19 protein-coding genes and 6 pseudogenes are annotated in these 22,753 nt (G+C 60.7%); 13 read left to right on the top strand and 12 right to left on the bottom strand.

The genetic code is table 11. The features are described from left to right. Nucleotides 1–2: 2 nt before the first annotated feature. Nucleotides 3–1,682, bottom strand: a complete 1,680-nt coding sequence (locus tag ACZ1HK_RS16445) for an acyl-CoA dehydrogenase (RefSeq protein ID WP_472629599.1) — start codon at nt 1,680–1,682, stop codon at nt 3–5. Nucleotides 1,683–1,798: 116 nt separating this feature from the next. Between ACZ1HK_RS16445 and ACZ1HK_RS16440 the strand changes: the two are divergent. Beyond that, nucleotides 1,799–2,753: pseudogene (locus tag ACZ1HK_RS16440) on the top strand (L-threonylcarbamoyladenylate synthase). Here ACZ1HK_RS16440 and ACZ1HK_RS16435 read toward each other — a convergent pair. Beyond that, a pseudogene (locus ACZ1HK_RS16435) lies at nt 2,744–3,321 on the bottom strand (YqgE/AlgH family protein). The pseudogenes ACZ1HK_RS16440 and ACZ1HK_RS16435 overlap by 10 nt on opposite strands. Before the next feature lie 152 nt (nt 3,322–3,473). Between ACZ1HK_RS16435 and ACZ1HK_RS16430 the strand changes: the two are divergent. Both ACZ1HK_RS16430 and ACZ1HK_RS16425 read left to right on the top strand, forming a co-directional pair. Next, nucleotides 3,474–3,659 carry a protein-disulfide reductase DsbD domain-containing protein gene (locus tag ACZ1HK_RS16430; RefSeq protein WP_472629598.1) on the top strand — a complete coding sequence of 62 codons (186 nt, stop codon included), beginning with the start codon at nt 3,474–3,476 and terminating at the stop codon, nt 3,657–3,659. Continuing rightward, nucleotides 3,647–4,237 carry a protein-disulfide reductase DsbD domain-containing protein gene (locus ACZ1HK_RS16425; protein WP_472629597.1) on the top strand — a complete coding sequence of 197 codons (591 nt, stop codon included), beginning with the start codon at nt 3,647–3,649 and terminating at the stop codon, nt 4,235–4,237. Before ACZ1HK_RS16430 ends, ACZ1HK_RS16425 begins: the two co-directional genes overlap by 13 nt. Before the next feature lie 6 nt (nt 4,238–4,243). Here ACZ1HK_RS16425 and ACZ1HK_RS16420 read toward each other — a convergent pair. From ACZ1HK_RS16420 to ACZ1HK_RS16395, 6 genes and pseudogenes are all read right to left on the bottom strand, one after another. Then, nucleotides 4,244–7,627 (bottom strand): annotated as a pseudogene (locus ACZ1HK_RS16420) (efflux RND transporter permease subunit). Between the two features lies 1 nt (nt 7,628). Further along, nucleotides 7,629–9,086, bottom strand: a complete 1,458-nt coding sequence (locus ACZ1HK_RS16415) for an efflux RND transporter periplasmic adaptor subunit (protein ID WP_472629596.1) — start codon at nt 9,084–9,086, stop codon at nt 7,629–7,631. An 82-nt stretch (nt 9,087–9,168) separates the two neighbouring features. Continuing rightward, nucleotides 9,169–9,711 (bottom strand): molybdenum cofactor biosynthesis protein B, encoded by a 543-nt coding sequence (gene moaB, locus ACZ1HK_RS16410; RefSeq protein ID WP_472629595.1) that lies wholly within the window; start codon nt 9,709–9,711, stop codon nt 9,169–9,171. Nucleotides 9,712–9,793: 82 nt separating this feature from the next. Then, nucleotides 9,794–10,348, bottom strand: coding sequence for a hypothetical protein (locus ACZ1HK_RS16405; protein ID WP_472629594.1), 555 nt, complete (start codon nt 10,346–10,348; stop codon nt 9,794–9,796). 8 nt (nt 10,349–10,356) lie between these two features. After that, on the bottom strand, nt 10,357–10,890 hold the full coding sequence (locus tag ACZ1HK_RS16400) for a hypothetical protein (protein WP_472629593.1): 534 nt from the start codon (nt 10,888–10,890) through the stop codon (nt 10,357–10,359). Next, entirely contained in the window at nt 10,887–11,669 is a 783-nt protein-coding gene (locus ACZ1HK_RS16395; protein WP_472629592.1) for a uracil-DNA glycosylase, read from the bottom strand. Before ACZ1HK_RS16395 ends, ACZ1HK_RS16400 begins: the two co-directional genes overlap by 4 nt. Nucleotides 11,670–11,716: 47 nt before the next feature. On the opposite strand from ACZ1HK_RS16395, the gene ACZ1HK_RS16390 reads away from it, so the two are divergent. The 9 genes and pseudogenes from ACZ1HK_RS16390 to ACZ1HK_RS16350 all read left to right on the top strand — a co-directional run bounded on the left by ACZ1HK_RS16390 (nt 11,717) and on the right by ACZ1HK_RS16350 (nt 18,341). Further along, nucleotides 11,717–12,211, top strand: a complete 495-nt coding sequence (locus tag ACZ1HK_RS16390) for a hypothetical protein (RefSeq protein ID WP_472629591.1) — start codon at nt 11,717–11,719, stop codon at nt 12,209–12,211. Nucleotides 12,212–12,234: 23 nt separating this feature from the next. After that, nucleotides 12,235–13,180: pseudogene (locus ACZ1HK_RS16385) on the top strand (aspartate carbamoyltransferase catalytic subunit). A 247-nt stretch (nt 13,181–13,427) separates the two neighbouring features. Continuing rightward, the gene (locus ACZ1HK_RS16380; protein ID WP_472629590.1) at nt 13,428–13,772 is read left to right on the top strand and encodes a hypothetical protein; all 345 of its coding nucleotides are present in this window, start codon (nt 13,428–13,430) and stop codon (nt 13,770–13,772) included. 75 nt (nt 13,773–13,847) lie between these two features. Further along, nucleotides 13,848–14,393, top strand: coding sequence for a hypothetical protein (locus ACZ1HK_RS16375; RefSeq protein ID WP_472629589.1), 546 nt, complete (start codon nt 13,848–13,850; stop codon nt 14,391–14,393). A gap of 4 nt (nt 14,394–14,397) precedes the next feature. Continuing rightward, nucleotides 14,398–15,669 (top strand): dihydroorotase, encoded by a 1,272-nt coding sequence (gene pyrC, locus ACZ1HK_RS16370; protein WP_472629588.1) that lies wholly within the window; start codon nt 14,398–14,400, stop codon nt 15,667–15,669. After that, nucleotides 15,669–16,278, top strand: a pseudogene (plsY, locus tag ACZ1HK_RS16365) (glycerol-3-phosphate 1-O-acyltransferase PlsY). The gene pyrC and the pseudogene plsY overlap by 1 nt, the downstream one beginning before the upstream one ends. 74 nt (nt 16,279–16,352) lie before the next feature. Continuing rightward, on the top strand, nt 16,353–16,835 hold the full coding sequence (locus tag ACZ1HK_RS16360; protein WP_472629587.1) for a DUF805 domain-containing protein: 483 nt from the start codon (nt 16,353–16,355) through the stop codon (nt 16,833–16,835). Nucleotides 16,836–17,035: 200 nt separating this feature from the next. Continuing rightward, on the top strand, nt 17,036–17,470 hold the full coding sequence (locus ACZ1HK_RS16355) for a DUF805 domain-containing protein (RefSeq protein ID WP_472629586.1): 435 nt from the start codon (nt 17,036–17,038) through the stop codon (nt 17,468–17,470). Between the two features lie 172 nt (nt 17,471–17,642). After that, a complete protein-coding gene (locus ACZ1HK_RS16350; RefSeq protein WP_472629585.1) occupies nt 17,643–18,341 on the top strand; it encodes a DUF805 domain-containing protein in 699 nt (232 codons plus the stop codon). Here ACZ1HK_RS16350 and ACZ1HK_RS16345 read toward each other — a convergent pair. From ACZ1HK_RS16345 to ACZ1HK_RS16330, 4 genes are all read right to left on the bottom strand, one after another. After that, nucleotides 18,335–19,705, bottom strand: a complete 1,371-nt coding sequence (locus ACZ1HK_RS16345; protein ID WP_472629584.1) for a glutamate--cysteine ligase — start codon at nt 19,703–19,705, stop codon at nt 18,335–18,337. The two genes, ACZ1HK_RS16350 and ACZ1HK_RS16345, sit on opposite strands and share 7 nt — an antisense overlap. 53 nt (nt 19,706–19,758) lie before the next feature. Next, nucleotides 19,759–20,283, bottom strand: a complete 525-nt coding sequence (locus ACZ1HK_RS16340; RefSeq protein ID WP_472629583.1) for a hypothetical protein — start codon at nt 20,281–20,283, stop codon at nt 19,759–19,761. Then, nucleotides 20,280–20,894: a hypothetical protein gene (locus ACZ1HK_RS16335; RefSeq protein ID WP_472629582.1), complete on the bottom strand. Its 615-nt coding sequence runs from the start codon at nt 20,892–20,894 to the stop codon at nt 20,280–20,282. The genes ACZ1HK_RS16340 and ACZ1HK_RS16335 overlap by 4 nt, the downstream gene beginning before the upstream one ends. 92 nt (nt 20,895–20,986) lie before the next feature. Continuing rightward, nucleotides 20,987–21,721 (bottom strand): 16S rRNA (uracil(1498)-N(3))-methyltransferase, encoded by a 735-nt coding sequence (locus ACZ1HK_RS16330; protein WP_472629581.1) that lies wholly within the window; start codon nt 21,719–21,721, stop codon nt 20,987–20,989. A 12-nt stretch (nt 21,722–21,733) separates the two neighbouring features. Here ACZ1HK_RS16330 and ubiA point away from each other — a divergent pair. Further along, nucleotides 21,734–22,689 (top strand): annotated as a pseudogene (ubiA, locus tag ACZ1HK_RS16325) (4-hydroxybenzoate octaprenyltransferase). The last annotated feature ends 64 nt before the right edge of the window (nt 22,690–22,753 follow it).

The following is a 22,753-nucleotide window of genomic DNA, read 5'->3' as shown; positions in this document are numbered from 1 at the left end:
CCTCATGCCGCCAAATTTTCGGGAGAAAGGTCATAAAGGCCAGCCGAGCCACAGCGGGCCTGCATCATCATGGCATGCGTTTCTGGCAACAGCCGTGTGATATGGAAATGCGCTAGCGCTTTGCGTGTTTCATCGCCGCTAGACGCCGCCTTGGCATGGTAATAGGCACCGAGAACGCGAGCATAGGCCATCAGGAACGGTACCGCCCCACCGAAACGGTCGGCCATGTCCAGGGCAAGCACGTCTTCGGTGGTCTTACGCAGTGCCTCGACCATCGGTTGGATCACCGCGGCAAATTCGCCATTAACGGTAGCGATTTCGTCCAACAGCGCAAAAGCAGCCTCTCCACCGTCCATCAGTTTGCGACCGGCAAGGTCCATCGCTTGGATGCCGTTGGTGCCCTCGTAGATCGCAGTCACGCGAACGTCGCGGACATATTGGGCTGCGCCAGTTTCCTCGATAAACCCCATGCCGCCGTGCACCTGAATTCCCATGTTGGCAACTTTCATGCCGGTTTCGGTCCCATAGGATTTGGCAATCGGCGTAAGAAAAGCGGCGCGCGCCTCAGCTGTTTTGTCGCCTGTTTTGGCGAGATCAAGCGCGACGGCGAGATCAAGTGCCATAGCGCGCGCGGCAAAGGTCTCGGCCTTCATTTCCATGAGCATGCGGCGGACATCTGCGTGATCGATGATCATGCCAGTATCGCCATTCGTTCGGCCCTGTTTGCGATCCAACGCATAGCTGAGGGCATGCTGGTAGGCGGCATCGGCGACGGACACACCCTGCACTGCCACGCCAAGGCGGGCGTTGTTCATCATGGTGAACATCGCGGCCATGCCCTTGTTCTCTTCGCCGATCAACCAGCCGGTTGCACCGTCGTACTGCATGACGCAGGTGGGTGAGCCATGCAGGCCCATCTTATGTTCAAGACTGACGACCTTAAGATCATTGGCGACGCCTGAATTGCCGTCGGCATCTGGTATTTTCTTCGGAACAAGGAAAAGGCTGATCCCTTTCGTCCCCTTAGGCGCGTCCGGCAAGCGCGCCAGGACCAAGTGCACGATATTGTCCGTGAAGTCGTTGTCGCCCCAGGAGATGTAGATTTTTTGGCCCGAGATTGCGTAGGTTCCATCGCCTTTTGGCTCGGCTTTAGACGTCAGCGCGCCCACGTCTGAGCCTGCCTGCGGTTCAGTTAGGTTCATCGTCCCGCACCATTCGCCGGATGTTAACTTCGGCAGATACAGCGCCTTGATCTCGTCGGAGGCATGATGCTCCAACGCCTCGATCTGGCCCTGTGTCATCAACGGGTTCAACTCAAGCGAAAGACACGCGCCGCCAATCATCTCGTTCACGGCCGTTGTCACCGTATGTGGAAGCCCCAGTCCGCCATATTCGGGATCAGCGGAAATACCGACAAAGCCAGCCTCGGCTAGGGCATGGTAGCCATCTCCGTATCCGGGTGAAGTGCGGACCACTCCGTTTTCAAGAACTGCTGGATGCAGGTCTCCCGCGCGATTAAGCGGTGCCAGCACCTCCTCGCAGATACGGCCCGCTTCCGTCAGCATGGCGTCCACAAGATCGCTCGAAGCCTCTGCAAACATCTCTGTCTGCTGGACACGGTCAAAGCCCACGACATGGTCCAGGCAAAAGGAAATATCGGATACGGGTGCGCGATATGGCAAGGTCTGGTTCCTCCCGGCGATTTGCGAAAGCGCATGGATTGCGCTAGGGGCCTCAGTCTGATGGGTCAGACCTAGGGTCGCCCCCAAGTTTGCGCAACTTCAACGTTACGTCACGGATGCCGCTGTCTTACCCTGAAATGTTACAAGATGATTGCATCGGGGTCGCCCGAGCGGTTGAGGTGCTGCGTTCTGGCGGGTTGCTTGGGCTTCCGACTGAGACAGTCTATGGGCTTGCAGCGGACGCGCGGAACGGCAAGGCCGTCGCCCGGATTTTCGAGGCGAAAGGGCGCCCAAGGTTTAACCCACTGATCGTTCATGTCCCAACACTCGATCATGTTGCGGAACTGGTGGAACTCGGACCGAACGCGCGAATTCTGGCAGATGCGTTCTGGCCCGGTGCGTTAACCTTGGTCCTCCCTTCCAAGGGCAAGGTGGCAGATCTGGTAAGTGGTGGCCTGCCGACCCTAGCCGTGCGCGTTCCAGCGCATCCGCTTGCGCAGCGCATCTTGCAGGCGTTCGGTGGGCCGATTGCAGCCCCGTCCGCCAATCCTTTCCGGGCAGGTGAGCCCCACGCGGGCGTCCCATGTTGAAGCGGGGTTAGGCGCACGGATCGACGCAATCATCGATGGAGGGCCTTGTGAGGTTGGCTTGGAATCGACGATCCTCACGACCAGCGACGACGGTGTGCGGCTGCTCCGCGAGGGCGGCATTGCGCGTGAGGAGGTGGAGCGGCTGGTCGGTCCCGTCTCAGTAGATCTCACCCCCGGACGTGTCGAAGCACCAGGCCAAATGGAACGGCACTATGCGACACATGTACCGCTCGTGCTCGGGGGTGAGCCAGCGGATGAGGATCTCTGCATCGGCTTTGGTCCGGTCGAGGGACATCTGACGCTGTCAGACAGCGGCGATCTCGTGGAAGCTGCCGCGCGGTTGTTTTCCGTCATGCACAAAGCAGATGAATTGGCCACTGCGCGCGGCTTCCAGCGCATTCACGTGACAGACATTCCTGAAGTCGGGCTTGGGCGAGCAATCAACGATCGACTTCGCCGGGCCTCGCATCCTCAGGCATGACCCGCCTCGCTTGAAAGGGTCAGGGACGTTACGCCGAGACTCTGCAACGCCGCATCCCATTTTCGGTCCATGGCAATATCAAAGACCAGTTCAGGCGTGGCATCTGCTGTGAGCCAGTCGTTGCGTTGAATTTCCGCCTCCAGCTGGCCTTCCCCCATCCAGAATAGCCTAGTGCCAGAAGCGCGCGTTGCGGTCCCTTTCCGGCGGCAATATCTTCCAGGATCTCCAATGTTCCTGTCATTGCGAAACGGTGATCGATGCGCAAAGCCTCTTCGCCCCTTGGCTTGTAGTCTGAAGAATGAAGCACGAAGCCACGCCGCAGTTCTACCGGACCGCCGTAGCACACAGGCACATCTGGTGTTGCGCCGTGCTTTGCAATCTCGAGCTGCTCCATCATCTCGGCAAAGGTGATCTCGTCCATGCGTTTGTTAACAATCAACCCCATCGACTGACCTGGCGAATGCACGCACATGAAGACAACCGCGCCCGCAAACCGAGGGTCCTCCATTCCCGGCATCGCAATAAGAAGCTTTCCGGTCAGATCATGTGCAAGGTCCGGCATCGTCATGGGGGAAGCATGGGCCTGTTGCCGGAATCAATCAATCATCAAGCGCTTGGCCAGAGTATCGGAAACGTGACTTTCAATTTCAGGCGCAACTTCCTACGTCCGGTGCGATGACTTTTTTCGCTCGCACCATTGGCGCATTAGCGCTTGGCTTGATGTCTGCCCTCCCCGCGTCTGCCCAGTTTTTCTCGGCAGACGAGGTGGTGCAGATCACCATGCTACCCGGGTACCGGATGTCGGATGATCGGCATATGGCCGCGATTCGCATTGATCTGGCGCCCGGTTGGAAGACCTATTGGCGCGCGCCCGGCGAAGGGGAGTGCCGACAGTGCTGCGCCTGACCGACGCGGAAGGCGTCACGGGCATGGCGATCCACTGGCCAAGCCCACAAGTGTTTTTCACCAACGGCCTGCGGTCCGTGGGGTACGAAGGATCCGTGATCCTGCCTGTCGAATTCATTGTGGACACCAGCGGCGCGGCAGAGGTCGAAGGCAGGCTGGAGCTTGGCGTTTGCTACGACGTTTGCATGCCGATTTCGGTCGATCTTGAGGGTGCACTGCCCGCGTCCACTGCGCGCGACGGCACAATTGCAGCTGCCCTGTCTGACCGCCCCTACACAGCGACAGAGGCTGGGGCAGGTGCAGTCAACTGCTCGATTGAGCCTATCAACGATGGACTGCGCGTCACTGTAAGCGCGCAGGTTCCGGATACTGGTAATGATGAGACGGTCGTTGTCGAACACCGTGATCCGATGATCTGGGTATCAGAGGCCGTCACGCAGCGTCAGGGCAGCTCTCTTACTGCCGTTGCAGAGGTCGTTCCCGCCGATCAAGGACCATTTGCACTAGATCGCGGTGATCTCAGAATTACCGTGATCGGCAGTCAGCGCGCTATCGAGCTGGATCGCTGCACCAGCTAATCTGGCTCATGCGGTGCTACGCCGTGTGGCGGCCCGCACAACAACCGCGCCAAGCCATCCAAGGATACAAACAGCCAAAGTGCCCAACGCAAACGCCCCGAATGCGGCCGAAGCGGTGTCGCCCAATGCTGCAAAAGGCCCCCAAAGGCTCTCATTGATCATCAATGAACCAAAGGTCATGGCAAACAGGACCGCCACGACGCTGCAAAGTACCCCCATGCTGAGGGCCATTCCCTTGCTGTGCGCCGCCGAGCCAAGCGCACGGCGAAACCCGCGCATCTGTTGGCCCAAGTCTTGTCCGATCGCCAGAAGGGCCGGCACCACAAGCAAGACGATGAACATACCAAAACCCAACCCGTAGACCAAAGTGATCACAGTTGGCTTAAGGAACTGCGCGTCCTGGCTGGTCTCATAGAGCAGCGGCATCAGACCAAGAACAGTTGTCAGCGTTGTCAAAAGTACCGGGCGCAAGCGGTCGCAGGTGCCGTACACGATGGCTGGGAAGAGACCGCGTTTCTCAGCGTATTCATCGACAGTAGTGACCAAAACGATGGAGTCGTTGATGATGATGCCGGTCATGCCGATCAGCCCGACCACCGTGAACATGCTCAGCGGCACATCCCACGCCACGTGACCGAAGATCGTGCCAACCAGCCCGAACGGAATGATCGCCATGACCACCATCGGCCTGAGCCAGCTTGCAAAGATCCACGCCAGCACAAGGTAGATACCGATCAGGCACAGCAGGAAGCCAACGAGTGCGTCGGTCAGGAACTCCTGTTCCTGTTCGGCCAGTCCCGAAAGGCGCGTTGCAACGCCAAATTCCGCCTCGATACGGGGAATGATCACCTCGCGTAGTTCGGTCATCACCAATTCTGCACGAGCGGGATCATCTTCGCCCAAATCGCCTGAAACGGTCAGAAGCCGGATGCCGTTTTCACGGGCGATGGTCGAAAAGCCCTGCCGCGATGTGACGGTCACGATGTCGGCCAATGGGACGTATTGGCTGCTATCTGCCCTCAGAAGGGTACGATCGAGGAAATCGGCGGTCAATTCGGCGGCTGGCAATTCCACGCGGATCGCAGCTGTGCGGGGGCCGTCGGGATAAGTTGCCGCCTCAATCCCGCCCAGGCGGTTGCGCAAGGTGCTGCCAAGCGTGCCGATATCGAACCCAAGGGCTTCGCCTTGCGGGGTCAGTTCTAGGCTCAGCTCTTCCCTGTCATAGGCCATGCTGTCTTGCAGGCCAGTGACCTCAGGATAGACCACAAGGGCGGTCTGCAAAGCCTCCGATGCCGCCTTCAGAGTTTCCGTCTCAGCCCCGAAAATCTGTACGTCTATGGCATCCCCGCCAGGGCCGCCCCGCCAGCCCCGGAAGCTGAGCGTTTCTGTTAGCGGAAGCTGGCGCACTTCGTCTTGCAACGCACTCGCGAAGGCAAAACTGGAATAGGGGCGCAGATCGGCACTGATCAGCTCGATATCCAGCGAGCCAAGAAGATCGGCATCCTTGTTGTCAGCCCCGGCCAACCCGCGCCCTGTGCCGCCGCCCACTTGCGCTAGCACGTAGGCCAACGGGTTTACGCCGTGCTCTGCCTCGAACTCAGCGCCGACGGCCTCAGCGGCGCGTTGCAACTCCGCCATCTGGGCCAGGGTGTCTGCTCGCGTCGCACCATCGACCATCGCGAAGTTGCCGGTAACGCTGCCGGTCTCAGGGGCATTGAAGAAGCGGAAGATTACGTCGCCACGGATGAACGACGCGGTTTGCGTGGACAGGATCACGATCACCAGCGCGATGACTGGATACCGCGCCCAGACAACAAACCGCATCAAGGGCCGGAAAAGGGTTTCGCGGACCCAATCGAAGCCTCGGTTCACAACGCGGCTTGGCAGATCATACCAGTGGGTCTTTGCGGAATGCGCCAGCGCATGTGCCATGTGATTTGGAAGGATCAGGAAACATTCCACGAGCGACGCCACAAGAACGACGATTACCGTGAACGGGATGTCTGCGATCAGGTTTCCGAACGTCCCGCCGATGGCAACAAGTCCGGTGAAGGCCAGAACGGTCGTGATCGTGGCGCTGAAAACCGGGGCCGCCATGCGCTGAGCCGCGTTTTCGGCTGCCACGACCGGCGCCTCGCCCAATTGGCGCGCGCGGTAATCGGCATGTTCGCCGACAACAATCGCGTCATCCACAACGATCCCCAGCGTGATAATCAGGGCAAACAGCGAGATCATGTTGATGGTCAGACCCGCCAACCACATCAAAGCAATCGCCGCTGTCAACGCCACCGGGATGCCCATGGCCACCCAGAACGCCGTACGGGCATTCAGGAACAAGAACAGCAAGGCGACGACCAGTCCCAGCCCAAGTAGCGCATTGTCGAGCAAGATGTTCAGACGCCCCGAAATCGCCTCGGCACGAGTGTTGATCAGGTCAATGGAGCTTCCTGCCGGCAACGTCGCTTCAAGCGACGCCGCCGATCTGTTCCACCGCGGCCTGCATGGCAATCGCATCGCCGTCCTCTGTCCGGTCGATGCGAATGGTGATCGCGGGGTTCTCACCCACAAAGAATGCGCGCTCACGATCAATGCCGTTTACCTCGATCAAGGCCACATCGCCGATTGTGAGTGACGACCCATCGTCATTGATCCGCAGGGTCAGCGCCGCAATGGCCTCTGCGCTTCGCGCCTCGCCACCGGTGCGAATGCGCGCGTTTGCGGCGTCCACGTCCCCTGCAGGCGCAGTTGCTGCCGCCTCGCCCACAACACGCGCGATCTCGGCCATCGAAATGTCGTAGCGGATCAGATTGGCGGAGGGGATCTCGATCACGGTCTCAGGTGCCGCAACCCCCGGATTGTGGTGTTGGTGACCCCCACATCGAACAGGCGCGTTACAAATTCATCTGCAAAGCGTCCGATCTGTTCTGTGGCCACCGGGCCGGTAATCACAACATCGGTGACGCGGTCGAACCAGTTTCCGCGCCTGACCTGCCCCTCTTCGGCGTCGTCCGGAAGATCGGTGATTGTATCAAGCGCGGCTTGCACGTCATCAGCCGCGCGATCCATGTCCCATCCGGGTTCGAATTCCAGCCCGATATAGGCGCGGCCTTCGTTTGATTGTGCCTCGGATGAAACGACTCCTGCCACCGCCAGCAAGGTCGGCTCGACCACAGCAACAATGCCCTCATCGACATCTTCGGCGCCAGCGCCTTCCCACACAAACCGCAGCTCGACCGTATCGCTGACAACATCAGGAAAGAACTGAGCGCGCATCTGTGGGAATGCCGCCAATCCCGTCACAATCATAACCACAAGCAGCAGATTGGCGGCCGTGCGGTGGCGCGTGAAGTAACTGAGCAAGCCGCCTGCGCTGTTGGGCAAAGCGCGCATGTTAGCTGCCCATCCGTGCTTCGATACGCGCCACCATCCGTGCCGGGACTTCTTCTTCGTTCAGCTGACGCAGCATGCGGTCACGCACGTCAGAAGGGATAAAACTGTTACCTTCGACAAATGAAATCAGCCGCGCGCGGCGCTCGGGGTCCAGCGCGATTGTACCCGGCTCCTCTTCCGTATCGGCAGCATCTGGTCGGATCGGGCTCACGCGGATCCCCTCACCCAAGACAGGCGTGCGGGCCAAAACCACTTCGCGGTCGCGAAGCCCTTCTCCGCGGACCAGTACATCGTTTCCCTGGCGGCGCATCAATTCGACAGGGACGGCCTCCAAAACATCCTCTTCGCCGAGAACAAGGATCAGCCCGTCCGATCCAAGTGCCGTCGCGGGTAAGCGCGCGACAGACGGCAAGGGTGGCTCATCCACTTCAACGCGCACGAAATCACCGACCCGCATTCCGCGCGGCGCATCGAGACGGGCAAACAAAAGCCGCCCTGTCTGGCCTTCCTCTACCGCGCCGCTTTCACGTGTCAACGTGGCGTTGGCCTGAACGTCCAGGCCAAAGACATCCAGGATGACACGTACTGGGCGCTCAGTCAGTTGCCCGCTGCCCTCAAGAAGACGCACGTACTGTGCGGTCGACACGCGGAACGCGACCTCAAGCGCTTCATTGTCCAAAAGGCTGCCCAGCCGCTCATTCCGCCCGACCAGCCGACCGGTGGCGACATCAACATCGGTCAAGACACCTGTGAAGGCCGCATAAAGCTCAGTCTGTTCCAAGCGGCGTTCGGCCTCTGCCAGCGCGATCCGGCGTCGTTCAAGTGCGGTTCCCGCATTATCGAGCCGCGTCTCGGCCTGAGCCAACGCGCGCCGTTGCGAAAGGATGGCCTGGTTGGCGGTTGCAAGTGCCAATTCCGCCGTCTCAACCGCTGCTGCAGACCCCACACCACGCTCCGCAAGATCCTGCGCGCGGGTCAAAGCCGTTGCGCGCAGAGTGGCTTGGGCGCGGGCCGCATCGACCTCCTCCTCCGCAAGATCCAACGCGCGCTCTGCTTCGGCCAGTTCGTTCTCAGCGTCTTGCAGGTCAGCGGCCGCCGTATCGCGCGCAGATTGCGCCTCAAATGGATCGATCCGCAGAAGCAGCTGGCCTTCTTCGACTGCCCCGCCTTCTTCAAAATCCTCGGCGAGCTCCACGACCGTGCCCTCGGCAGGTGCGCGCAGTTCAAGAGTGCGACGCGACAGGATTTCGCCAAAAGCGGTGAGTACAGGCGTTTCTTCACCAAGGGCAATTGGTGCCACCTCAACCGCGAACACGCGTTCCCGCCCCTGTGGCGGCCTGCCTTCATCTGCCCAACGTGCCTGAAGAGCGCCATAGGTTGTGTATCCGGCAAGGGCCAGAAGCCCGACTGTCAGTGCTGTCAGGAATAATCCAATTACGGCGCGACCAAAAAACCGCATTATTATGTCCCGTGCTCAGGGTGAAGCTTTGTTATCTATGTAGCGGTGCAAAGGCATCCGTCCAAGAACACGCACGGACGCGTTATTTCCGTCGCTTATGCTCATCGAGGCGCGGCATTATTTCCACGAAGTTGCAGGGTCGGTGCCGGTAGTCGAGCTGATAGGCAAGGATCTCGTCCCATGCATCCTTACAGGCGCCTGATGATCCAGGAAGAGCGAATAGGTATGTGCCGTTGGCGACGCCCCCAGTCGCCCGCGATTGAACGGCGGAGGTGCCGATCTTGGCCATGGAGACATGGGTGAAGACGGTGCCAAACGCATCAATCTCTTTCTCGTAGACATCGCGGTGTGCTTCGACGGTCACGTCACGCCCCGTCAGGCCAGTGCCGCCGGTGCTGAGGATCACGTCAATCTCAGGATTGGCGCACCAGTCGCGGAGCTGGTCAGCGATGGCATCGCGGTCATCGCGCAGGATGTGGCGTGCAGCGAGCGTGTGCCCCGCATCGGTCAGGCGCTGAACGAGGGTGTCGCCGGATTTGTCCTCAGCCAGCGTGCGGGTGTCGCTGACGGCGAGGACCGCGATGCGGCAGGGGATGAAGGGGCGGGTTTGGTCGATTTTGGTCATGCGTCAGCCATCTCGAAAGCACTGATCAATTTGCGAAAGAACGACCAGTATGATCGGGCGTAGTGGATCCGCTACAAGTGCATCAACGCCTGCTGAAGTGGTGAATGTGCCTGCTTCGTCGAATGTAGCAACGCCCAACACGTGGCACGCTCCTGCCAGCCTGCTCTCGAGTGGCGAGACCATTGGCATACAACTCGATGCGCCGCTCAATACTCTGCCCTTCTGTAGAAGCGCCCGCGCCGACCACGAATTCTGAATAGATGGAAGCCATAAAGGCTTCTGCCTGCTCAAGCGTGTGAGCTTGAGCATCAGTTACGCGTTCCGGACACGCCGCTGAATAAGCCAGCGTTTCAATAAAGCGGACCATACGGCAAGACCAACCATCGCGCGGAACTTCAATTCGTTCGATCTCACCTGATTCGGTCAGATTAATAGATGGGCCATTTAGGAAGTGCGCAATTGGAGCGCCGTATTCGAATGTTTCTAACTCGTGTGGAAACGAAGTCAGCAAAGCCTCCGAGTCGACCAACCCAAGTAAATCAAGCGGTTGTTCTGAAGGCGTTGCAGATTCTCGGCCTTCAGTGAGTGCGATCAGACCCCCTAACGCAAAGACAACAAACACAAAGATCGTCAGCAATCTCCGCCTCACTCCAACCCCCTCGGGCAACTCATCGCAGGCACCCGCTCCGGCTCCATCGCCTCTCGCAGCCGTGTCTCAAACCAATCATCGGACACATCCGCGACGATCTCATTCGCCCGCACGCCGCACCGCGTGACCAGTTCCACCTCTGCCTCTGCCCGCGCGTCGAAGGCCGCCTCTACAACACCCTCTCCAACACCGGCCCGCTCAGCATAGCGCGGCAAGGCTAGGGCGCGCATCGCGGCGACGCGGCCCGTCCGGTGCGGGTTTGTCAGGCCGGGACAGGCCAGCAACACGGTCTGCGCCATCTGCAACTCGATCACCAGTTCCGCGAAGTTGCGGCCCCTCGCAGGGTCACACAACGCGACCTCTCCAGCCTCGTCCCGAAACATTACCAATCCGTCCGCCACGCTGACTGGACCTTGCACGGTGCCGGACCCAGCCATCGCGTCCAATTCCACCACGCCAAACGGTTCCGCCCAAGCAGGCAAAGCTGCGAAGAAGACCAAAGGTCCGAGGAGCGCGTGAGGCATATTCACCCCAGCCGCGCCTTTATCTCTAGCAAATCAGCCCAGGCCTCCCGCTTCGCCGCCGGATTACGCAGCAAATACGCCGGGTGGAACATCGGCATCGCCGGTTTGCCCAGCACATCCTCCCAATTCCCGCGCATACGGGTGATCCCGCGCCGTCCGAGCAATCCGGAACAGGCGTGGTTGCCCATCAGCACCACCACATCCGGGTCCGCCAATTCAATATGCCGCCTCGTGAAAGGCTGCATCATGGCCAACTCTTCCGGCTTCGGATCGCGGTTCTGCGGCGGGCGCCAGGGCAGCATGTTGGTGATGTAAAGTCCGCCTGCCCCGTCCACCGCGCGGTCCAAACCGATCGCGGCAAACATCTTGTCGAGCAACTGACCCGCGCGGCCAACGAACGGCTTGCCCTGCTGATCCTCGTCCCGGCCCGGCGCCTCCCCCACCACCATCACACGGGCCGAAGGGTGCCCGTCACTGAACACAAAGTTCCGCGCACCGCGCTTCAGCTCGCAGTGCTCGAACCCCTCCATCGCCGCGCGCAACACCTCCAGCGACCCGGCGCTTTCGGCCAGTTGTTTTGAGATCGCGACCGTATCAACCGCAGGCGCCGCAGGTTGGACAGGCGCGGCCTGCGTCACCGGAGCCGCTGCCGGTTTTGGTTTGGGCGCAGGGGCGGGCAAATCGAACCGGTCGACAGGCACATCCAGGATCGCCTCGTCGGCCCCCAGCTCCACCTGCCAGTCCAACGCGGCCACCGCGTCCCAATATTCCAGCGACTCGTCCATGGGTGCCAAGCTAGGCCCTATTGCGGGGGGCGGAAAGGCCTGCCATCGTGCCGCCCATGCCACGCATCCTGACCGTTTCCGCCCACTATCCCCGCAATGCCGATGCGGTCTTCACCGAAGCCCTCAGTTTTGAAGAAATGGCCGAGGCCACGCGCGGCGTCGCAACCTACAAGGACCTTCCGAAAGGCAATTTCGTTGAGGGGGAGACCTACACACTCAACGTCACGGTCTGGGGCGTCATGCGGAACCCGAACTATCAAGTCCATGTAGAACGGCTCGACCGGGTGGAGCGGGTCGTGCAGAGCCGCGAATTTGGTTTCATGATCCGCAACTGGGACCACACGTTGACCGTCACGCCCGAGGGCGATGGCTGCCGGTGGACGGATCAGCATCGAGATCGATTGCTCCTGGGCCACGGGCTACATGGCGTGGGTCGGCAGCAAGCTTTATCGCCGTCGCCATGTGAACCGCCATGGCGAAGACATCACGGTCGCGATCACCCGCGCCTAAGACTTGCCGCGCCACACCCCTCCCGCCTATAAGCCGCGAAACCGGAGGGACGCCAATGAGTTTCGACAAGCCGCATCTTCTTGGCATCGAAGAGCTGTCGCCACCGGAAATTACCACCCTCCTCGACCGCGCCGATATTCATGCCGAGGCCGAGCGCGGCAGTCGTGACCATGGCCAACCGCTCAAGGGCCTGACACAAATCAACATGTTCTTCGAGAATTCGACGCGAACGCAGGCGAGTTTCGAGATTGCGGGCAAGCGGCTTGGGGCCGACGTGATGAACATGGCGATGCAGACCTCTTCGGTGAAAAAGGGTGAGACGCTGATCGATACCGCCCTCACGCTCAATGCCATGCACCCCGATCTTGCTGGTCGTCCGTCACCCCCATTCTGGCGCGGTGAAGTTGCTGGCCGACAAGGTGAACTGCGCCGTGTTGAACGCGGGCGACGGGCGCCACGAACACCCAACGCAGGCGTTGCTTGATGCTCTGACCATTCGCCGCGCGAAGGGGCGTCTGCATCGATTGAACATCGCCATCTGCGGCGACATCGCCCATTCCCGCGTGGCGCGGTCGAACATCCTGCTTCTGGGCAAGATGGAAAACCGCATCCGCCTGATTGGCCCGCCCACCTTGATGCCTTCCGGCGTCGCCGATTGGGGGGTTGAGGTCTACGACGACATGGAAACGGGGTTGGAAGGCTGCGACGTAGTCATGATGCTACGCCTCCAGAAAGAGCGCATGGACGGCGGGTTCATCCCCTCCGAGCGCGAATACTACCACCGCTACGGTCTGGATGCGGCGAAGCTGTCGGTCGCCAAGGACGATGCGATTGTGATGCATCCGGGACCCATGAACCGAGGCGTGGAGATTGACGGCGTGCTGGCCGACGACATCAATCGGAGCGTGATTCAGGAGCAGGTCGAGATGGGCGTAGCCGTGCGGATGGCGGCGATGGAGCTGCTGGCGGAGAATTTGCGGGAGCGGAGAGCGGCGGCGTGAATTTCAGTTGCGAAATAGGGCTTCGAGTTTCGAATGCTCAGTAATCCCGAGCCAGTGGCGGTCTTGTTCTCGAGCCACAAGGAGGCCCTAACCCAATGACCGACCTCTACATCATCGCCCTAAACGAACCGGTTTCCGTCTCCCACACCAACCTCACCCGCCAGAAGGGGAGACGCCTGACCTGCCGCCGCTTGCAGAATGGCTCGGCCTCGACGCCCTCGACACCGACCGGATCGAACTCTTCCCGGTGTCCGACCTCGGCGGTATGCCCCTGTCTGACTACATCCAACTGGCCTTCACGCCAGAGGCCGGCATCCCCTCCGATGACCAGCGCCGGGTCAACACACTTGAAGGGTCCGTGCTGCTGGTTCCCGACGACGCCATGACCAGCCCGCTCGCCCTAGGCCCGAAGGCCACGCTGATCGCAACGATCCCGTTGGCGCAACCGGACCATTCAGCGACTTTGCCCAAGGCAGATGTTGCTGCGCCCAAAGCCAACACCCCCACACCGCGCCCGAGCGCGAAGCAACGCCGCCCATCGCGCTCTATATGCTCCTCGGCATCGCAGCTTTTGCATTGCTGGCCATTCTGATCGGGTGGAATTGATGAAGCGAGGCCTCACCTCAAGCGGCGCCAAGTCAACGCCCTCCATCGGACCGGGGGCAGCATGAGCCAAGGAACTGGCTGGGACGGCATACTCCAAGATGGCGAGACCATCCTTTGGCAGGGTCAGCCCGACCGGTCCGTTGACTGGCGGCTGTGCCTTAACGCGGCCAGCGGCGTTGGATTTGCAATCGCATCCGTGGGGCTCGTCTGGATGCTGATGGCAGTGTCCATCACATCGGGCGGCCCCCTCTTTTTCCGTCTCTTCTTTCCTGTTTTCGGCCTGCCTTTTGTTGCACTAGGGCTTTACATGGCGCTCGGTTTGCCAGTGTTTGACGCCTATATGCGACGGTACACCTGGTACACCCTGACCGACCGCACTGCCTTTGTGGCAACCGATGTCATGGGCGCGCGTAAGCTGCAAAGCTACCCGATCCGCAACATGCCGCGTTTAGATCTCGAGGACGGCCCCTTCGGCTCCATCCTCTTTGGCGCGTCAGACGACAGGCTTGCCGGGTTTCGGCGCATTGCCCCCGCGCGTGAGGTCTATGGCATGTTGCGCGAAGCACGCGGGGCCTTGAATTTCGCGGACGCCCGCGCGAGGGACTGATGTCATGACAAACGCTCTGCTCCACAACGCCCGATTGATCGACCCTGAAGCTGGAACCGAGACCCTCGGCTGGATCCGCATTGAAGACGGGTTGATTGCCGAAATCGGCGAAGGTCAACGGGCCGGTGGCGCGGATTGCGGTGGCGCGTGCCTCGCGCCCGGAATCGTGGATGTCGGCGTGAAGGTTGGCGAACCTGGTGAGCGGCACAAAGAAAGCTTCCGCACTGCCGGACTGGCTGCCGCCGCAGGCGGCGTGACAACCATGGTCACACGGCCGGACACAGCGACCCCGATCGATACACCAGAGGTGCTTGAATTCGTCATCCGGCGCGCCCGCGACGAAGCAATAGTCCGTGTCGCCCCGATGGCTGCCCTTACCAAAGCCCGCGAAGGGCGGGAAATGGTCGAAGTGGGGTTCATGCGGGATGCCGGGGCAGTCGCCTTCTCGGACGGTGATCATGTGGTCGCGAATGCAAAGGTGCTCGCCCGCTGCATGACCTATGCGCGATCGCTTGGCGCGATGGTTGTCGGACATCCGCAGGATCCCACTTTGAGCGAGGGCGCCGCCGTCACCTCTGGCAAGTTTGCGTCCCTCAAGGGGCTCCCCGCCGTGTCGCCTGTGGCTGAAAAGATGGGGCTGGAACGCGATCTCGCACTCGCTGAGATGACCGGTGTTGCCTACCATGCGGATCAGATCTCCACATCCGCCGCCCTTCCGGCCCTCGCACGGGCCAAAGCGGCCGGGCAAGATGTGACGGCAGGCGTGTCCATCCATCATCTGACGCTGAACGAGTTCGACGTTGGGGACTATCGGACTTTCTTCAAACTGAAGCCGCCGCTGCGCGCGGAAGATGACCGCGTCGCCATGGTCGAGGCTGTCCGGGATGGCACAATCGACATCATTTGCTCGATGCACACGCCGCAGGACGAAGAAAGCAAGCGCTTGCCGTTCGAAGCGGCCGCCAGCGGTGCCGTGGGTCTTGAGACGCTTCTGCCGGCCGCGCTCCGGCTCTATCACGCCGGCCAGCTGACCCTGGCCGAATTGTTCGGTGCCATGGCGCTCAAACCTGCACAGCGGTTTGGCCTGCCAGGTGGTCGCCTCTCCCCGGGGGCTCCGGCCGACCTGGTCTTGTTCGATCCGAACGCCCCCTTTGTCCTCGACAGGGCCGTGCTGCGTTCCAAGTCCAAGAACACTCCATTCGATCTGTCCCGAATGCAGGGGCGTGTCCTGCGGACATGGGTTGGCGGCGCTTCGGTGTTTGAGGCCAAAGCATGATCCCAACGATCGAGACCGCATTTGGACTGCTTGGGCTGACCGCCCTGCTTGCTTACCTTTTGGGCTCTATTCCGTTCGGGATCGTGATGGCGCGCTTGTTTGGTCTTGGGGATCTTCGGCAGGTGGGTTCTGGAAATATCGGGGCCACAAACGTCCTTCGAACCGGCAACAAGGTTGCCGCCTTTCTGACCCTTGTTCTGGATGCCGGGAAAGGCTCCATCGCAGTGGTGATCGCGAGGGTCACTTTGGGCGAGGATGCCGCACAGCTGGCAGGGTTTGCGGCCTTTCTCGGCCATTGCTACCCGATCTTTCTGGGCTTTCGCGGCGGCAAGGGTGTTGCGACAGCCTTGGGAACACTGTTGGCGCTGGCCTTGCCACTGGGCGCGGCGGCTTGCGCGGTTTGGGCTGTGACAGCCGGTCTTTTCCGCATCTCCTCACTCGCAGCACTCGTCGCAGCGGCCTCAAGCCCGCTGGCGGCGGTTTTGCTTGGGCGGCCTGAGCGCACTGCTCGTCTGCATCGCGCTCGCAACTCTGATCTTTATTCGCCACGCTCCGAACATTCGTCGTCTCGTGCACGGCGAAGAACCAAGGATTGGCCAAAAGGGCTGAGGTCTCGCGGCTCTCGCCAAATTTTCGCCGTCTTGGCGTTGCACACCACAATTTCCCTTTATTGAGGTTTGGCCATGTCGCCCGGGCGTTCGCTTGTCCGCAGCTTGTCGTTCATCTTTACCGTCCGGGGTCGCACCGGTCGGGCTGAGTTTTGGTGGACAGCCGCACTTTGCGCCTTGGGCTTTGCCGTAATCGCACAGTTGCCCCGCTGGACGGATATGGACGACAAACTGCCGTTTGATTTTCTTTTGATCGTTCTGAGCTGCGTTGGCCTTTTGAGCATCCTGTTATTGACGGCCGCGTGCCGCCGTTTGCATGACAGTGGCCACCATACCGGGTGGATCTTGTTAATTTTGCTTCCAGTTATTGGCTGGCTTGGGCTTGCGGCCCTCTTGATGATGCGCGGCACACACGGACCCAACCAACACGGTCCGGATCCGGCCCCTTGGCGCAAGGTCCCCCGCGGGGATCACCCCGCACTCGATACGCTTGCTGATGCGGAGGAGCACCGCATCGCAGAAGTGCAGCGCTACTATCAGGAAATGTTGCAGAAATAGGCAGGTTTGATCTCGAGTTTGGTCCGAATGACATCGGATCAACACACACACCGGTGGGTTTCCTTACCCGATGGTTAATTTCGTTGATTTTGCAATGACCTCACGCAAATGTGTCGTCGAACGGCGGCTAGGGTGCTTTTTAGAACACCCAAAATAAGCCCCGTCACGAAAATTAGACCGGACCCTGAAAGGACTTTCCAATGGATTTCATGACTGCTGTGAAGCACGTCTTCTCGAACTACGCCACGTTTTCCGGCCGCGCCCGCCGGTCTGAATACTGGTGGTGGGTTCTGTTTAACTTTGCCGTATCGATCGCAACTGGCTGGATTCCGATCATCGGCTTTATCATCATGCTTGGCCTTCTGGTGCCGTCCATTGCAGTTGCCGTGCGCCGCATGCACGACACAGGCCGGTCCGGCTGGTGGATCCTTCTTCCCGCGGTCCCAGGCGTCTTGCTTGGCGTAACCACGGGCGCATCGCTGGCGAACGGCGCCGCACCTGGCATTCTGGGCATCATCCTTGGCCTGGCCTACCTCGCCGCGATCATCCTGATCATCGTTTGGTTCGTTCAGCGCGGTACTGTTGGCCCGAACCAGTTTGGCGAAGACCCCTACGACGCGCCTGCAGCCTCGTAATCCAAACCGCATTTGCGCGTTTCAGCGGCCCACCAACCGGTGGGCCGTTTGTCGTTTGGTGACCTCGAAATCCCAAAAGAATGCCGCCGCGATGCCAAACCTAAGGCACATTTCCATCCGATCTTCACTCCAACAGCCGGAGTCCCGGTGCGATTGATTTGGGGTAGATGGAATGGGCTTTTTCAGAGCAGTTGGGCGTTGCTACATCCGCATGTTCGATTTCTTCGGGCGCGCGCGTCGGGCGGAATACTGGTGGTTCTTCCTGTGGCAGACGCTACTTGGCGGTGCCGCCGGTGGCTATTTCGGCTACCACTTGGCAAGCCGTGCCGCGACCGATCCAGCCTTTGCCGCGATGATGCGCGATCCCATCCAGGCAGAGGCTTACTTCAACTCTCTTTTCGCTGGATATGAGCTACCAATGCTGATCGGCTCCATCTTCCTGTTTTATGTTCCGAACCTGTCTGTCACGATACGTCGCCTGCACGACACCGACCGCAGCGGCTGGCGCATTTTCATGCCGACCTTGGTGGCCATTGTCTCGGGCATCGCCGGCGTCGTCCTGACCGGCGCCGCAGCTGCCGGTGGCAGTGCCGGCGGGGTATTCCTGGCGTCGCTTGTGATGACTATCCCGACCCTGGTGGCTTGCGTCTGGTTCCTCTTCTGGCTGTGTCAGGCTGGAACGAATGGCAGCAATCGCTTCGGCCCGGACAGCGTGCCAGACCGAATTCTACCTGTTCCCGCGCACCCCGCCTTCGCACCCGCGCTCGAAGGCGAGGCGGCCGGCCGCTCAGAAGTGGCGCGCAAGGCAGCCGCACGGGACTACTACAAGCGGCACGTGCTCCCGAGCGTCCAAAGACCGCAAACTCAGTAAGAGAATTCCGCGTAGATCCGGCTCAGGTCGCCCGCCCACTCGCCGTTGTAGCACTCCAACAGCTCATCGGCGGGCACTTGCCCGGTTTCAACGGAGTCCTTCAGCGCATTCAGAAAGTGGGTCTCGTCCGGCACAAGACCGCCGGCTCCAGGCATCGCCCGAGATTTGAGCCCATGTTCCGAAATTGCGATCACTTCACGCGCCAGATCGATCATCTTGTGACCGCCCGCCGTGGCATCCAACCCATGAACAGACGCCTGCACCCGCATATCTTCGCGGGTTTCCGCGTCAAAGCCCTTGGCAAGGTCCCAGGCCGCGTCCAGCGCACCTTGATCATACATCAGCCCTACCCAAAACGCAGGTAGCGCGCAGAGCCTGCGCCAAGGCCCCCCATCGGCGCCACGCATCTCAATAAACTTCTTCACACGGGCTTCGGGGAAGATTGTGGTCAGATGGTCCGCCCAATCACTGAGCGTTGGGATTTCGCCGGGCAATGCGGGCAGTTCGCCCTTCAGGAAGTCCCGGAAGCTCATGCCCAAGGCATCCACATATTCGCCGTCGCGGTAGACAAAATACATTGGCACATCGAGGGCATAGTCGACCCAGGCCTCAAACCCGAAGCCTTCGTCAAAGACAAATGGCACCATGCCCGTCCGGTCCGCATCCAGATCGCGCCAGACCCGGCTGCGCCAACTCTTATGACCATTCGGCTTTCCGTCGAGGAACGGGGAATTCGCAAACAAGGCCGTGGCCACCGGCTGCAAGGCAATTGCCACCCGCATCTTCTGCACCATGTCAGCCTCGGACCCGAAATCGAGGTTCACCTGAACCGTGCACGTCCGCCGCATCATGGTGCGGCCCATCGTGCCGACCTTCTGCATATAAGCATCCATCAGCTTGTAGCGGCCCTTGGGCATCAAGGGCATATCCTCATGCCGCCAGATCGGGGCCGCGCCGAGGCCGATGAAATCGACTCCAATGATGTCAGCCACCTCACGCACTTGGCGCAAATGTTCGTTCACTTCGTCACAGGTTTGGTGGATGTTCTCCAGCGGCGCACCAGAAAGTTCCAACTGCCCACCCGGTTCCAGCGATACATTGGCGCCGTCTTTTTCCAGCCCGATGATGTTACCGCCCTCTTCAACCGGGGCCCAGCCGAACCGATCGCGCAGTCCTTCCAGAACGGCCTTCACCGAACGCTCGCCCTCGTAGGGGATTGGCTTGTGGGTATCGCGGCAGAACCCGAATTTTTCGTGCTCGGTGCCGATCCTCCACTCGGCCTTGGGCTTGCAGCCCTCCGCCAAGTATTCTGCCAGTTGTTCGTGCCGTTCAATCGGCCCGCCGCCTTGCTGGGGAATGGACATGGCGCAAGGCCTCCTTTGCGTGTCGCTCGGAGATCAGGCGTGGCCCGAGGCGCTCAGGGTGTCAAGGCCAGTTGACGCTCTCGCGACCATAGCCGCTGCGACCCCTTTGTGCGCGATTGCACAGCCCGGATCAGCCTTTCGACATTGAGGCCCGGAAGCGCCGCAAATGCATCAAACAAGGTATCCGCGCCCGCCGCATCGACTGGGATCACAAGAAGTTGCGTCGCATCCGCCAGAACCCAGGAGACTTGATCGTTTCTGTCGCGGCGCACAGACAGGACAGTCAGATCATCCAACGCCATCGATCCACCGGTGATCGGCCCCATGTAAAGGATGCGACCCTCATCCACCTGAACCGCGCCCGGCCCGTCGCCGCTGGTGTTGAACCGCGCGCGCCGCACAGCAGGCACCATAAAGGCGGCGCCCAGGGCAATCAGAACATATCCAAAGCCCGTCACGATCACCCCGCCCGGCCGTAGGGCGATCCAAAGTCCAATCCCCATAATGGCAAGTGCCATCAGCACCTCCCGCCAACGGGTCAGCGCTGCGACAGCTTCCGGTCTGAAAAAGCCGCTCATACGACAACTCCGCTATACGGTGCCTCGATGGCCTCAAACTCCATGGAATTGAAATCCCGCAACAAGACGCGCCTTCCCTTTGGTCCAATCCGATATAGGCACCCGTCCTCGACCGCGCACCATTTCGGCAAATCCATTGTTTTCGGCAGCGGGGGCCACGCAGACAAAAACCTCTCCAGGGCGGCCGGTTCGATCTGCGCAACCTTCCCCGACGAAAGCAGGAAATGCGACGGACGCACATCGCGCGACAGTGGGGTTTGGTTGCGGGCAACGCCAAAGCTGTTCGGGTGCCACACCCACCGTAAAGGCGCAGGCAAAGGGGGCACGTGATCGCTGTGAAGATAAGGACAAAGCACATGATGGCGGTCGATGAAGCGTCCACCATGCCCCCAGGTGCTTCCCTCGATCAGAATAGCCAAAGCCGTGAAATACGGCACCTCACTGACCGCCGCAAAGCCGCCGGTCATCTGCCCCTGGCTTTGGCGGTTGCTAAAGCCGAAATAAGCGAAGTGTTTTCCATCAGGCGACAGATCGCATTTCGCCTCGTAGACGCGGTGCTTGACCCATTGCCCGTCTTGGAAAGTGTCTGCCTTGGTGTTCCAGGCAATCATCCGGACATGTTGCGTTGGACCCCGCCGCAAAATGACGGCGCGCGGTTTCTCAGACGCGAAATATATGTCCAGACGACAGGGCGGACGGACGCTCACCGCCAATCTCCCGCCGCGGCCTGCCAAAGTGTCAGCACTGAAACCGCTGCGGTGTCTGCGCGCAAAATGCGCGGACCCAAAGCCACGGGCACAACCTGCTCCATTCCGCGCAACCGCGCCCGTTCAGTTTCCGCGAACCCACCCTCCGGGCCCACCAAGATCGCCGCAGGCGGCGCTGCATCTGCAAGAACAGCCGTCGGGCCGGAGGACGGACCAGCCAAGCCCTCATCCGCAAAAACCAGCGCGCGGGCATCCCATGCGTCCAACACCTTTGTCAGGGGTTGAAGCTCCACCACCTCAGGCACAAAGACCGCGCCGCATTGTTCGGCGGCTTCCACCGCATGGGCCTGCAGTCGATCCTGCCGGATCCGCTCGGCGTTCGTGAACTCCGTCTGCACCGGCAAGATCCGTCGCACCCCCAGCTCCACCGCCTTTTCAACAATGAAGTCCGTCCGCGTCTTCTTGATCGGCGCAAACAGAAGCCAAAGGTCGGGCGGATCACTCTGTTCGCTCACACGCTCCACACAAACCGCTTCACCGGCTCGTTTGCCTGCCGCAACAACCTCTCCACGCCATTCGCCGTCCCGTCCGTTGAACAGCGCCAGCATCGCGCCTTCGCGCAGGCGCATGACGTTGAACAGGTAATTTGCATGGTCCCGTGACAGGGCGACACGCTCGCCCTCCCCCAAAGGCTGGTCTACAAAGAGGCGTATTTTCGGGCGCACAGGCATGGAGCGAACCCTATGAGCGAGACCGAGCAGGGACAAGTCGCTGACGCCGTGAGCGGGAATTGGGTGGACAAATACGCTCCCGCACCGGCACGCCCCTACCTGCGGCTCAGCCGTGCAGACCGCCCTATTGGCACTTGGCTTTTGCTGCTGCCCTGCTGGTGGGGCCTTTTACTGGCCCTCTCCCATTCCGGGCGCACACCCACGCTCTACGATGTCTGGATCTTCTTCGGCTGCGCCATCGGCGCTTTCCTGATGCGGGGGCGGGCTGCACCTGGAACGACATCACCGACCGCGACTTTGACGGGTCGGTCGCGCGCACGGCCTCGCGCCCTATCCCGTCGGGCCAGGTCAGCGTGAAACAAGCGCTGGCATGGGCCGTGGCGCAATCCTTGTTCGCCTTCCTGATCCTCATCACCTTCAATTGGGCCGCGATCCTACTGGGCGTCATCGCCCTGATCCCCGTCGCCATCTATCCCTTCGCGAAACGCATTACCTGGTGGCCGCAGGTGTTCCTAGGCATCGCCTTCAACTGGGGCGCGCTGCTGGCTTGGACGGCCCATACCGGCAGCCTCTCGCTCGCCCCTGTCCTGCTGTATCTGGGCGGCATCGCCTGGACGCTATTTTATGACACGATCTACGCGCACCAGGATCGCGAGGACGACGCGCTGATCGGCATCAAATCCACCGCGCGGCTCTTTGGCGAGAACACGAAAACCTGGCTCCGCGGTTTTCTGGCTGCAACCGTCGGCCTGATCGGCGCTGCCATCCTTGTGGCGCTTGTCCCCGGCGGAAATTTCCTGGCGCTCATCATCGCGCTGGCCGGGGTCTGGGCAATGGGCTGGCACCTGTCATGGCAGTTGGTCCGCTTGAAGATCGATGATGCGGAATTGTGTCTGAAACTCTTCCGCTCCAACCGTGATGCGGGCCTGATCCCCGCGCTGTTTTTCGCCGTTGCGCTCTTCGTCTGATTGAAAGCCCGCGCTGGACAGGCTAGGGCTAAGGGATAAAGGCCCCGAGCAGGGAAACCGGGTA

Source organism: Gymnodinialimonas sp. JB5-7 (genome assembly GCF_055693405.1).
This window is presented reverse-complemented; position numbering and strand designations above follow the sequence as displayed.